The sequence below is a fragment of the Cyanobium sp. Maggiore-St4-Cus genome (assembly GCF_024345615.1).
GTDB classification, from domain to species: domain Bacteria; phylum Cyanobacteriota; class Cyanobacteriia; order PCC-6307; family Cyanobiaceae; genus Cyanobium_A; species Cyanobium_A usitatum.
This window is the reverse complement of record NZ_JAGQBL010000006.1, coordinates 115,746-127,765: the sequence shown is the minus strand read 5'-3', so window position 1 is coordinate 127,765 and position 12,020 is coordinate 115,746. Positions and strand designations below refer to the sequence as shown.

Sequence of the window (12,020 nt, the reverse complement as noted above, 5' to 3'; positions counted from 1 at the left end):
CGCCCGCGACCTAACGGCGTCAGGAAGGGACCTGTTTATTGCTCCTGCCGCCAGCGGCGCACCACCAGTTCGGGGCTCTGGTGGTCCAGATCCACTGCAGCATTGAGCTGTTGCATGGTGGCGGCCGAGAGGCGGCCAGCCAGGTTCTCCAGCACAGGCACCAGCTCCGGATGGCGCTCCAGGCTTGCGGCGTTGAACACGGGCACCGCGTCATAGGAGGGGAAGTAGTGGCGGTCGTCCAGCAGCACCTGCAGCTTCAGGGCGGGAATCAGGCCGCTGGTGCTATCTCCTGCAATCAGATCCACCCGACCGTCGGCCAGGGCCCGGTATGTGAGGCCCAGATCCATGGCCGTGGGAGGTGCGGCGAAACGCAGGCCATAGCGGCTCGCCAGCCCCGGGTAGCCATCGCCCCGGTTGAGAAACTCGTAGCCGAAGGCGGCCCGCCAACCGCGAGCGGGCTGCACCGCCTGGCTGATGGTCCGGAGCCCGAGTTGCTGCCCCTCGGCTTGCCGGATCAAGATCGCAAAGGTGTTCTCGAAGCCAAGCGAGGGGAACATCCTCAGCCCGTAGCGCTCGGCGTAAAGCCGGCGAGCGCGGTTCCAGAGGCTGGCGCGGTCGCTGGCGCCGGGGCCCGAAGGCTGCTTGAGAATCGCCGACCAGGCCGTGCCGGTGTATTCGACGTAGCCATCGACCCGGCCCTGGCGCACTGCCTCATGGCAAAGAAAGGTGCTGCCGAGGCTGAATTCGCGCTTCACCTGCAGCGAAGTGTGTTCTTCAATCTCCTGGGCCAGCAGTTCCCCGAGCAACTGCTGTTCGGTAAATCCCTTGGCCCCAATCACCACTGAGCCAGCAAGGCCTGGACTGGCAAGGTGATGCCAGCCGAGGACGACGGCAAGCAGGGCCGAACCGATCAGGGCCGCCGCCAGGGCCCACCGCTGCCGGATCTCTTTCCATAGCCATGACCTCTGGAGTGGCCGCCGCGTCCCCTGGATTAGGTGATTCTCGAGGGCACCTAGACAAGCATCGGCAGCCAGGGCAATGGCCGCCGCCGGCAGGGCCCCGGCCAGCAGCAGGGTGTTGTTCACCGTGGCGATGCCCCGGAAGATGAATACCCCCAACCCGCCGGCACCAATCGCCGCGCCGATCGTGGCCACCCCCACGGCGATCACGGCAGCCACGCGAAGGCCCGCCATCAGGCTGGGCAGGGCCAGCGGCAGCTCCACGTAGCGCAGCACCTGGCCGCCACTGAGCCCCAATGCCTGTCCAGCTTGCTTCAGCCCGGGCGGAACCTGTTGGAGCCCGGTGAGCAGACCGCGCAGCAGGGGCAGTAAGGCGTAGAGGGTCAGCGCCACCACCGCAGGCGTGGGGCCAATGCCACCGAGCAGGGGCACGGTAAGCAGCAACCCGAAAATCGCCAGGCTGGGGATGGTCTGCACAGCATTGGCCAGCCCCAGCACCAGGCGGCGCCAGCGGGGGTGCGACTGAATCGCCAGACCCAAGGGCAGGGCGATCAGCAGGGCCAACGCCACACTGGAAACAACCAGGACGAGATGTTCCCCGCTGCGGAAAATAATTTCCCTGGCCAGGTCAGCCGTCACAGCTTGAACACTCCATCCTGGGGATTGGATGGCCGCAGCACCAGGCCAAAACTGCTGGCAAAAGCATCCAGCAATGGCCGGCGCAGCTGCTGGGCGTTGAGCTGCGGCCGCCAATCCACCAGGCGCCCCACGGGCCGATCACCGAGTCCGCAGGGCACCACTGCCGCAAAGCCAGCCAGGTCGCAATCCACATTCAGGGCCAGGCCGTGCTGGCTGATCCAGCGCCTGGCCCCCACACCGATCGCCGCCAGCTTGCGGCCCTCCAGCCACACCCCGGTGAGCCCATCGATCCGCTCGCCCTGCAGATCCAGACCCGCCATCACATCGATCACCACCTGCTCGAGTTGGCGCAGATACAGGTGCAGGTCAGCGCCGTGGCGCTGCAAATTCAGCACCGGGTAGAGCACCAGCTGGCCCGGGGCGTGGTGGGTCACCTCGCCGCCGCGGTCAATGCGGTGCAGGGGCAGGGGCGGTGCGGCGGGATCGAAGCGCAGAAAGGCCTCCGATGCGCCGCGGCCCAGGGTGTAGCAGGGCTCATGCTCAAGCAGGACCACGGTGTCAGGGCCCTCGGGATAGTCCAGCAGCCGCTGCTGCAGCTGGCGCTGGACCACCCAGGCCCGTTCAAACGGCACCGGGACCGTCGCTTCAAAAAGGATTACATCGAGGTTGGGGGATATCACAAGCCGTTCTTAGCGTTGGTGCACCAGAAGACCGGAGGCGGTTGCCATCTGATGAAACTGCTGATCCATGGCCGCAATCTTGACGTGACTCCCGCCATTCGGGAGTACACCGAAACCAAGCTGACCCGCGCCATTCACCACTTTGAGGGCCTTGTTAAAGAGGCCGATGTGCACCTGTCGGTGGCCCGTAACCCCCGGGTGCCGCAGCAAACGGTTGAAGTCACGATGTTTGCCAATGGCACCGTGATCCGCGCCCAGGAGCGCAGCGACAACCTCTACGCCAGCATCGACCTGGTGGCCAGCAAGCTCAGCCGCCAGCTGCTCCGCTACAAGGACCGCATCCAGGAGCAGGCCCAGGGGCCGGTGCATCGCTCCGCCCGCGATGAGGAGGCCGGCGCCGCCGCCAATCTGCCGGCACCTGGTAGCAGTTTGGTGGACGGCAAGGAGCCCGAACTGCCCAGCCGGGGCGTACGGCGCAAGTACTACGACATGCCCTCGATGAGCATCGACGATGCCCTGCACCAGCTGGAGCTGATCGACCACGACTTCTACGTCTTCCGCGACGCCGAAAGTGGCCAGATCCAAGTGGTGTATCACCGCAACCATGGCGGCTTCGGGGTGATCCAGGCCAAAGACGCGTGAGCGCCGACCGGCCCGACCTAGCCCCCCTGATCGACCACGCCCTGCTGGATCCCCACCACGGCAGCAGCGCCGTGCGCCAGTGCTGCGAGGAAGCCCGCCATTTCGGCTTTGCCGGGGTGTGCGTGGCCTCCCGCTGGGTGGCCAGCGCCAGGGAGCAGCTGCCCCTTGAGGGCAAGGGCGCCAGCCCCCAGTTGATCGCCGTGGTGGGCTTCCCCTTCGGCGCCGTGCCGGCGGCGGTGAAGCTGGCCGAAGCGGTGGCAGCTGCTGAGGCCGGCGCCGACGAACTGGATGTAGTGCCCGATTTCGGCGCCCTGGCGGACCGGCAGAGCACGCCTATCCACGACGAACTGGCCGCCATCTGCGAGCTGGGCCTGCCGGTGAAGGTGATCCTGGAGGTGGGCAGGCTCGATCCCGACGCCCTGGCCCTGCTGGTGGAAATCAGCATCGATGCCGGCGCCCGCTTCCTTAAAAGCGGCAGCGGCTTCGGACCAGCGGTAACAGTGGACCACATCGAACAGTTGCGCCAGCTGGCCCGGGGTCGGGCAGCAATCAAGGCCTCCGGTGGCATCGCCAACCTGGAGCAGGCCCTCGCCCTGGTGGAGGCTGGCGCCACCAGGCTCGGCACCAGCCGCGGCGTGGCCCTGGCCCAGGCGATGCGGGGCTGAAGCAACCGTGCCGGAGCAAAGCCTCGAAGGGTTGGCGCTGAGCTGCCGTCCCCTGGGCGAAAACGACAGGCTGCTCACCCTGCTCAGCGACGAGGAGGGGGTGGTGCGGCTGGCCGTACCGGGGGCGCGCAGACCCCGCAGCAGCCTGGCCGCCGCCGTGCCCCTGAGCCATCTACGCCTGCAGGTGGGCGGTCGCAGCGGCCTGAGGCGGGTGCGTCAACTGAAGGTGCTGCGCAGCTACAGCGGCCTGGCCCAGCAGCTGGAGGCCCTCGCCGCCGCCCAGGCCCTGATGGAGCTCTGTTTGGCCCTGGTGCCAAGCGACGCACCCTCAGCCGGCATCTTGGGAGACCTACTGATGCAGCTGGGCCGCCTCGACGCCCTGGTGCGGGAGCGGGGCTGCGACCTAGAAGCCTTGGCAATCGCGGTGCAGGGCAGCGTCCACCTGCTGGCCCTCGGCGGCTACGCCTTACCCCTGGGCTGCTGCAGCCGCAGTGGCGACCCCCTGGATCCACCCGTGGGCGATTGGGATTGGCGCTGCAGCCTGGTGCCGAGCGAGGGGTTGGTGATCGGTGGCGTGCCGGGGGCACGGGTGGTGCTCAATGCATCCGAACTGGCCCTGCTGCAACGGCTTCTGCGGCCCAACCTGCCCCGCCGGCGCGATGGCGAACTGATGGGCCCCCTGCCGGTGTGGCTGCACCTGCTGGAGCTGGTGGAGCACTGGTGCCAGGAGCATCTCAGCCGCAAACCCCGGGCCTTTCGGCTGCTGCGCACCGGCTTGGCAGCCGGGACTGCGCCATCATGACAAGTCAGCAGCAATCCGAGCCAGCTTGAGCGGCAGTTCCAACGCCACCGGATTGCAGGGCGTTCTGGCGCTGCCGGATTTCCGCTGGCTCTGGCTTGGCCAGATCTTTTCCCAGCTGGCAGACAAGTTTTACATCGTGCTGATGGTGTTCCTGATCGCCCAGACCTGGGTGAAGGGAACGCCTGAGGCCAACCCAGCCCTGGCGGAAGCCGCCTCGGCAATCCGGCTGGACCTGCCCGAGACCCGGGCCCAGATGATCACCCTGCTGGCCACGGGGATCTACGTGGCCAACACGATTCCAGCCATGCTGCTGGGCACTGTCGCCGGGGTCTGGGCCGACCGCTGGCCCAAGCGGGGCGTGATGGTGGCCTCCAACGGCCTGCGGGCGTTGCTGGTCTTGCTAGCTCCCCTATGCCTGGTGGAGGGCCCCGAGTGGCTGGGGCTGAGCTGGGGTTACTGGGGGCTGGTGCTGATGACCTTTTTTGAGTCGGTGCTCACCCAGTTTTTTGCGCCGGCCGAACAAGCAGCCCTACCCCAGCTGGTGCCAAGCGACCAGCTGCTCGCAGCAAACTCGCTTTATCAGGCCACCAGCATGGCCGCCACGATCGTGGGCTTTGCCCTGGGTGATCCGATCCTGCGGCTCCTAAACCTGGGCCTGCAACGAATCGGCATCAGCGGCGGTGAATTTTTGCTGCTGCCGCTTTGCTATGGCCTGGCGGCCGTAGCCATCAGCCGAATCCGCTGGCAGGAGCCGCCTCGGGCGCCGAGCCGCACAACCGTGTGGCAAGAGATCGGCGAGGGGCTTCAGGTGCTGCGGGAGCGGCCGCGGGTTTTCAGCGCCATGGTGCAGCTGGTGTTGCTCTACAGCCTGCTTGCCGCCCTTTACGTGCTGGCGATCAGCCTGGCGGCAGCTATCCCCGGGCTTGGCCCCACCCAGTTTGGAACCCTGCTGGCGATGAGCGGCCTGGGCCTGGCCATTGGGGCCCTGGCCGTGGCCCAGCTGGGCCAGGGGCTCAACCGCCGCCACCTGGCTGCCACAGGCCTGGGCACGATCGGCTGGAGCCTGGTGCTGCTGGGTCAGTTGCGCGGCAATTTGGTGTTCACCTTGCTGCTCTGCGGCGTGCTGGGGGTGGGCTCAGCCCTGCTGGCGATTCCCGCCCAAACCACAATCCAGGAAGAAACACCCGAAGAGCTGCGCGGCAAGGTGTTTGGCCTGCAAAACAACCTGATCAACGTGGCCCTGAGCCTGCCTTTGGTGCTGGCCGGGGCGGTGGTGAGCAGATACGGCCTGCTACCTGTGCTTTGGGGCCTGGCAGCCATTGCCTTGGTGGCGGCCTTATTGGAGCGTCCCTGGAAGCGCTGGTAGCGTGGGCCTCCGGACGCGCGAGCCCTGGTGGCCCACATTGCCTGGCTGGGCAAGAAAACACCGTTCTGCGGCAACGTCACCTACGGACTGAGCACGACCCACGCGCTGCGCAGCCGCGGCCATGGCATCAGCTTTATCCACTTCGACACACCCCCCGGCAGCCTGGCTCGCTCCAGCGATGCCCTGCCGGACGCTGACAACCAGGGCGACAGCAATGGCGGCGGCCCGGAAGTGGCCCTGCCCTACCTGGTGAAGTCTCAGGTGTACACGATTCCATCGCTGGGGGCCCAGAGGGAATTGCGCGAATCCCTGGAGCGACTCAAGCCCGACCTGGTACACGCCAGCCTCACCCTGTCCCCCCTCGATTTCCGCCTACCCGATCTCTGCCAGCAGCTGGGGCTGCCGGTGGTGGCCACCTTTCATCCGGCCTTCGATGCCAGCTTGCGCAACCTCACCGCCGGCACCCAGCAGCTCACTTACCAGCTCTATGGGCCCACCCTGGCCAAATTTGATCGGGTGATCGTGTTTTCGGAGCTGCAGGCGGAGATGCTGCTGCGCCTGGGGGTGCGGGCCGAGCGGCTGGCCGTGATCCCCAACGGCGTCGACACCACCATGTGGCAGCCGGCATCGCTGGCCTCCGCTGCCAGCCCAGACCTGCAGGAGCTGCGCCAGCGCTTTGCGGGCCGGCGCGTCTTCCTGTACATGGGCCGGGTGGCCACTGAGAAAAACGTCGAGGCCCTGATCAAGGCCTGGCGCCTAGTGCGACCCGCCGGCTGCGTGCTGGTGATCGTGGGCGATGGCCCCCTGCGCAGTGCGCTGCAGGCCCCTGGAGATGAACCAGATCTGGTGTGGTGGGGCTATGAGCCCAGCCTGGAGCGACGCGTGGCCTTCCAGCAGCTAGCCGAGGTTTTCCTGCTTCCCTCCCTGGTGGAGGGACTGAGCCTGGCCCTACTGGAGGCCATGGCCAGCGGCACCGCCTGCATCGCCACCGACGCCGGCGCCGACGGCGAGGTACTGGAGGGGGGCGCCGGCATCGTGATCAGTACCCAGGGCGTCACCACCCAGCTGCGCACCTTGATCCCGGTGCTGCGCGATCAGCCGGTGCTTACCGCCGAGCTGGGCCGCCGGGCCAGGGAGCGGGCCCTGGAGCGCTACACACTTGAAGGCAACATCGACGCCCTAGAGGCGCTCTACGCCGAACTGGCGCCCCGAGGCTCACTGGTGGCCTGAAACTAACTGGTGAACTAAAACCCGCCCAGCTCCAGCTCCCGACAGCAGGCTGCAAACGCCGCAACCGGATCTGGCGCCGCCGTGATCGGCCGGCCGATCACCAGCTGGCTGGCACCGGCAGCGACGGCCTGGGCGGGCGTCAGCACCCGCTGCTGATCCCCCAGGACCGCTCCAGCCGGGCGGATGCCGGGGGTCACCAGGGCAAAGGGCTCCTGGTGGGCAGCACGCAGGGCGGCCACCTCCAGCGGGGAGCAGACGCAGCCGCCGATGCCAGCCGCCGCCGCCAGCTGGGCCAGCCGTGGCACGTAGGCGGACAACGGTTCCTCAATGGCCAGCTCGGATGCAAAACGGGCCTGCTCCCAGCTGGTAAGCACCGTCACAGCCAGCAGGGTGGGGGCAGGTAGGCCTACCGCCGCAGCCGACTCCAGCGCCGCCGCCTGGGCCGCGCCAAGGGCCACGCTGCCAGCGCTGGCATGCACCGTGATCAGCTCTGCACCGAGGCGGGCGGCGCTGCGGCAGGCGCCGGCCATGGTGGCCGGGATGTCGTGGAACTTGAGATCGAGGAAAACCCTCATGCCCTGGTCGCGCAGCTGCTGGACCACAGCCGGTCCGCCAGCCACGAACAGCTCCAGGCCCACCTTCACCCAGCGCAGCTCAGGCACGGCAGACGCAAAGGCCATGGCCTGCTCTGGCGCCAGGCCATCGAGTGCCACGATGATTTGATCACTGGGCTCAAGCAAGGGCCGCTGGCAGCTTGCTTGCAGGTTAGGGAGGGCGTCTTCCAGACGACATGGCGATGGCATCAGCGCTGCATTGAGGGCCCTATGCCAGCGCCCAGGCTTGGGAAGTGCGAGCCGTGGCCATGGCCTTCTCCGATTCCACTCCCCTGCCGGTGACCCTCAGCCTTGAGCTGGGCGCCAGCTGCCCCCTACCTGTCTGGCACCCCTGGGGCGATGCGGGCATCACCATTCCCTGCGGCAGTTCCAGTGATGCAGCTGCAGCCCAGGGCCCGAGCTGGGACGAACTGCTGGGCACCAGGTAGGAGGGCACCAGGTATGAGCTGTCGGTAGTAGCGCTCAGCCCGCCACCAGCCTCCGAAAGGTCTTCTTGCCCAGCTGCAGCACCTTGCCGGCGAGGACCTCCGGGCCGGCAAACTCCTGGTTGGGATCAACAAGCTTTTCGCCATCTAGCTTGACGCCGCCCCCCTGGATCTGGCGGCGGGCTTCGCTGCTGCTAGCGCAGAGACCCACAGCACTGAGTAGGTAGAAGGCCTTGGCCGGGAAGTTCACCACCGCCAGGGAGGCCTCCGGCACCTCGGCAGCGGCGGCACCGCTACCCGCGGCACCGGCTACAAGCTTGGCTGCATCCACCTGGGCCGCCGCCGCCGCCGGCTCGCCATGGCGCGCCTGGGTGATCTCCAGAGCCATCAGTTTCTGACGCTCCCTTGGGTTCTGCGGCAGATCCGCCAAATCCAGATCAGTCAGCAGGGTTAGGTAGTCGTCGACCACCGCATCGGGAACCTTTTCAAGCTTCGAGTACATCGAAAGTGGGTCTTCGGCGAGGCCCACGGTGTTGCCCAGGCTTTTGCTCATCTTCTGCACGCCATCGAGGCCCGGCAGGATTGGCAGCAGCATGCCGAATTGGGGGCGCTGACCGAAGTGACGCTGCAGGTCGCGGCCCATGGCCACGTTGAACTTTTGATCAGTGCCGCCCAGCTCCAGATCCGCCTGCACCTGCACCGAGTCGTAGCCCTGCAGCAGCGGATAAAGAAACTCGTGCAGGGAGATGGGGGCGCCCGAGCCGTAGCGATTGGAAAAGTCCTCCTTGGCCAGCATCTGGCCCACGGTGCTGATGCCCAGCAGCTCAATCACTTGGGGCAGGTCAAGCCCGGTGAGCCACTCGCTGTTGCGGCGCACCTCCAGCCGGCCAGGAGTCTCGAAATCAAGCAGGGCGCGCTCGGGGTCCTGGCCCTGGCCCAGCTGCTGCAGGTAGGTGGCGGCATTGGCCTCCACCGCAGCAGCGCTGAGTTGCACCCGGGTGGCGCTCTTACCGGTGGGATCGCCGATGCGGGCGGTGAAGTCGCCGATGATCAGCACGGCGATGTGGCCAGCATCCTGGAAGGCCCGCAGCTTGCGGAATAGCAGCGAATGCCCCAGGTGGATATCGGAGCCGGTGGGGTCGATGCCGAGCTTGATGCGCAAGGGCCGCCCAGCCCGCTCGGCCTCTTCCAGGCGAGCGGCTAGCTGCTGGTCTGGGTCGCTGCAGGCACCGGCACCGCTGCCGGCGGGGAACAGATCCGCCATTCCCCGCTCAAGCCAGGCCGGCAGAGGAGGCAGCCCGGTAGGTGGATGCTCTGCTGGCGGCTGTTCTGCTGGCGGCTGCTCTTCTGGAAGGTGCGCTGTTGTCATTCGAACTGCGACCCGCCTTGCTCTGTGGCGAGATCGTAGGCAGCCGCTATGCCGTGGCCTCCAGCTCAGACTTCATGCGCTCCAGGGTCTGGTGCATCTGCTGGAACATCGTTTCGGGTGTCATGCCGAACTGGCCCAGCTGGGTGCGTAGCTGCTCCACGGTGAGCTTTGCCTGGAAGTCTTCAGAGAGCTCGAAACGCTTCATGAACACCCGGTAGCGCTCCATCATGTCCTCCATCTTTTCGATGTAGAGCTTCTTGCCCTCACGATCAAACTTGCCGTACTCACTACCCAGCTGCATCAGCTGCTGGTAATCGCCAAACAGCCGCTTGGCTTCGTCCTGAACGATTTCGGATTCAAAAAACGCCATAACCCTGGCAGCGCAGCGTTTGCAGATTCTGGTGAGGCCTGGCACCCCTGGGGAGTGCGGATAGGCGTATTGCCCCTGGCGGATCGAGCGGAGCTGGCCAGGATGGCGCCAATGCAGGCCCCCAGCCCAGCCTTCAGCGCCGATGGACTTCACGCCCAAGCTTGAGCAGATCCGCCGCAACACCAGCCAGATCAACAACCTGCTGCGGGATGCCCGCCTGGTGGCCTGCCTCGGCAACCGGGCCCTGCTCAGCTTTTTTGTGGGCGGCCTGATCGGCCAGGAGCACCTGGTGGGTGCCGCCACCTGTGAGGCCGCCGGCCTGGAACTGGTGGAGCGGCACCGGCCCTCGATGGTGTTTCTCAGCGACACCCTGGAGCAGGGGTCGGGCATCTCCTTACTGCTGCAAATCAAGCAACGCTGGCCCGGCCTGCACACCTTGTTGCTGATCACCCAGGAGCACCGCCAGAGCGAGATCCAAGCAGCGATCGAGGCCGGCTGCGATGGCTTGCTGGTGGAGTCCCGCATTGGGCTGGGCAGTGCCATGGCCGCCCTGCATGCGATCAGCGGCGGCGGGGTCTATGTAGACCGCAGTCTGACGGAGCTGTTTCGCCGCGGACCCGGTGAGGGGGGGCCCCTAGAACCGCTGACTGGGCGCGAACTCCAGGTGCTCAGCCTGGTGGCCCAAGGCGACACCAACGTCGAGATCGGCGAGCGGCTGTTTATCAGCGCCGACACGGCCAAAACTCACCTGCGCTCCCTCTGCCGCAAACTCCAGGCCCGCGACCGCACCCATGCCGCCGTGCTCGGCCTGCGCTGGGGCTTAATCGATTGGCCTGCAGAGTGAGGCCCCCGCTAGGTTTAAAGCGTTTTTGATGCGGTGGCATTCCGCCATGGCCAAGCGGCACTGGTTGGATCCCCTGGCACGTCAGCTGCTGAGGGCCACTGGCCAGATCCCAGCAGCACAGATCCCACCAGATCAGATCCCTGCTGCACCTGCCGATGCAGCGGCGGAGCGGGAACGGGAGCGAGTCCAGAGGGAGCTGGTGGAGCAAGAGCTGGTGGAGCAGGAGCTCCTGGCCCTGAAGCTGCAACACAACCCTGCCCTCAGGCTTGAAGATGCTGAGGCCGTGGGCCGGGCCGCTGCCCTGGGCTGGCGGCTTGATGTGAATCGCGCCACCGCGGCCGACTGGCTGCGGCTGCCCGGCATCGCTGCCGATCAGGTGGACCTGCTGCTAAGGCTGCAGGCGGGCGGCATCCAGCTCAGCGGCGCCGACGACCTGCAACGGGTGCTGGATCTCTCCGATGCGCTGGTGCGCCGCTGGCTGCCTTTGCTGGAATTTCGCTGGTACGGCGAGCCAGCAGCGCCTTTGCAATCCGCCACCCGGGTGGATCTCAACCAGGCTTCCAGTCAGGAGATAGCAGGTCTGGGGCTCGATCCGCCCAGGCTCAGCCGACTGCTGCGAGAACGAAGTCGCAGCCCCTTTCGCGATCTGGCCGACCTGCAACAGCGACTGCAATTTCCCGCCGACCTGGTGGAAAGCTGGATTGGCAAGGTGAGCTTCAAGCAAGGCCCTCCCGGGCCAGCACTGCCCCCAGGCGGCAAGGGCAATACCCGCCTAGGCCAAACCAGCAACGGGGCCTGAAGCGATGGCGCGTCAAGGCGAGTTGTTTACGGCCAGCCAGCTGGGGAGCGCTGGCCGCGCCGATACCCCTGATCTGCCCCTGCAAGCCTCGCAGCTGCTGAACTGGCAGACCCGCCTAGGCGCCCACCAGCAGCCCCTGTGGAGCAACCAAGCTGGTGGTGCCATACAAGTTTCGCTTTTTGCCGGTAGCCCCGGAACACCTGAAGAGATAGCCAAGGCCTTCAACCCCCTGCAGCTCACTCCCCAGGCCCTTTCCTTCTGGCGCTGGCCCGCCGCACCCCAACAGGGTGCAGCCCTCTATCTGGTGACAGATCGGCCCGCCGGTCTTGGCCAGCCCCTGCTGCTCTATGTGGGTGAAACCGGCCAGGCAGATCGGCGCTGGAAAGGCGAACACGACTGCAAGGCCTACCTTGCCGCCTACAGCGAAGCCCTGCTGAAAGTGGGCCTGGGCTGCCAAACCAGCATCCGCTTTTGGTTAGATGTGCCCGCCGCCACCCGCCCGCGCCGCGCCTTAGAGCAGGCCCTGATTCAGCTCTGGCTGCCGCCCTTCAATAAGGAAACCCGCAGCCGCTGGGCCACTCCGTTTCAAGCCGATCCTGCCTAGGTGAGTTGGACT

General features: G+C 66.6%; 14 protein-coding genes. 9 read left to right on the top strand and 5 right to left on the bottom strand.

Annotated features, from left to right (window positions below):
• Window positions 1-35: 35 nt before the first annotated feature.
• Window positions 36-1,598: a glycine betaine ABC transporter substrate-binding protein gene (locus KBY99_RS07550; protein ID WP_254998330.1), complete on the bottom strand. Its 1,563-nt coding sequence runs from the start codon at window positions 1,596-1,598 to the stop codon at window positions 36-38.
• Window positions 1,595-2,278, bottom strand: coding sequence for a lipoyl(octanoyl) transferase LipB (gene lipB, locus KBY99_RS07545; protein WP_409996544.1), 684 nt, complete (start codon window positions 2,276-2,278; stop codon window positions 1,595-1,597). Before lipB ends, KBY99_RS07550 begins: the two co-directional genes overlap by 4 nt.
• Before the next feature lie 51 nt (window positions 2,279-2,329).
• Between lipB and hpf the strand changes: the two genes are divergently transcribed.
• Genes hpf through KBY99_RS07520 form a run of 5 tightly spaced genes read left to right on the top strand, consistent with a single transcriptional unit; the run spans window position 2,330 to window position 6,983 of the window.
• Complete coding sequence (hpf, locus tag KBY99_RS07540; protein ID WP_106502264.1) at window positions 2,330-2,920, top strand: ribosome hibernation-promoting factor, HPF/YfiA family; 591 nt, start codon at window positions 2,330-2,332, stop codon at window positions 2,918-2,920.
• Window positions 2,917-3,585 carry a deoxyribose-phosphate aldolase gene (gene deoC / locus KBY99_RS07535; protein ID WP_254998329.1) on the top strand — a complete coding sequence of 223 codons (669 nt, stop codon included), beginning with the start codon at window positions 2,917-2,919 and terminating at the stop codon, window positions 3,583-3,585. Before hpf ends, deoC begins: the two co-directional genes overlap by 4 nt.
• Before the next feature lie 7 nt (window positions 3,586-3,592).
• Window positions 3,593-4,387 (top strand): DNA repair protein RecO, encoded by a 795-nt coding sequence (recO, locus tag KBY99_RS07530; protein WP_254998328.1) that lies wholly within the window; start codon window positions 3,593-3,595, stop codon window positions 4,385-4,387.
• A gap of 25 nt (window positions 4,388-4,412) precedes the next feature.
• A complete protein-coding gene (locus KBY99_RS07525) occupies window positions 4,413-5,753 on the top strand; it encodes an MFS transporter (protein WP_254998327.1) in 1,341 nt (446 codons plus the stop codon).
• A gap of 27 nt (window positions 5,754-5,780) precedes the next feature.
• Complete coding sequence (locus KBY99_RS07520) at window positions 5,781-6,983, top strand: glycosyltransferase family 4 protein (RefSeq protein ID WP_254998326.1); 1,203 nt, start codon at window positions 5,781-5,783, stop codon at window positions 6,981-6,983.
• A gap of 14 nt (window positions 6,984-6,997) precedes the next feature.
• On the opposite strand, the gene pyrF is transcribed toward KBY99_RS07520, so the two are convergent.
• The gene (gene pyrF, locus KBY99_RS07515) at window positions 6,998-7,723 is read right to left on the bottom strand and encodes an orotidine-5'-phosphate decarboxylase (protein ID WP_254998325.1); all 726 of its coding nucleotides are present in this window, start codon (window positions 7,721-7,723) and stop codon (window positions 6,998-7,000) included.
• A gap of 122 nt (window positions 7,724-7,845) precedes the next feature.
• Between pyrF and KBY99_RS07510 the strand changes: the two genes are divergently transcribed.
• The gene (locus KBY99_RS07510; protein WP_254998324.1) at window positions 7,846-8,025 is read left to right on the top strand and encodes a hypothetical protein; all 180 of its coding nucleotides are present in this window, start codon (window positions 7,846-7,848) and stop codon (window positions 8,023-8,025) included.
• A gap of 34 nt (window positions 8,026-8,059) precedes the next feature.
• Here the strand turns inward: KBY99_RS07510 and tyrS are convergent, their stop codons facing one another.
• On the bottom strand, window positions 8,060-9,286 hold the full coding sequence (gene tyrS, locus KBY99_RS07505; protein WP_254998323.1) for a tyrosine--tRNA ligase: 1,227 nt from the start codon (window positions 9,284-9,286) through the stop codon (window positions 8,060-8,062).
• Window positions 9,287-9,437: 151 nt separating this feature from the next.
• A complete protein-coding gene (locus tag KBY99_RS07500) occupies window positions 9,438-9,761 on the bottom strand; it encodes a DUF1825 family protein (protein ID WP_106502272.1) in 324 nt (107 codons plus the stop codon).
• Window positions 9,762-9,903: 142 nt separating this feature from the next.
• Here KBY99_RS07500 and KBY99_RS07495 point away from each other — a divergent pair, with 142 nt between their 5' ends.
• The 3 genes from KBY99_RS07495 to KBY99_RS07485 are packed head-to-tail and all read left to right on the top strand — an operon-like array spanning window position 9,904 to window position 12,008.
• The gene (locus KBY99_RS07495) at window positions 9,904-10,605 is read left to right on the top strand and encodes a LuxR C-terminal-related transcriptional regulator (RefSeq protein ID WP_254998322.1); all 702 of its coding nucleotides are present in this window, start codon (window positions 9,904-9,906) and stop codon (window positions 10,603-10,605) included.
• Between the two features lie 46 nt (window positions 10,606-10,651).
• Window positions 10,652-11,404, top strand: coding sequence for a hypothetical protein (locus KBY99_RS07490; protein WP_254998321.1), 753 nt, complete (start codon window positions 10,652-10,654; stop codon window positions 11,402-11,404).
• 4 nt (window positions 11,405-11,408) lie between these two features.
• On the top strand, window positions 11,409-12,008 hold the full coding sequence (locus tag KBY99_RS07485; protein ID WP_254998320.1) for a GIY-YIG nuclease family protein: 600 nt from the start codon (window positions 11,409-11,411) through the stop codon (window positions 12,006-12,008).
• Window positions 12,009-12,020: the final 12 nt, after the last annotated feature.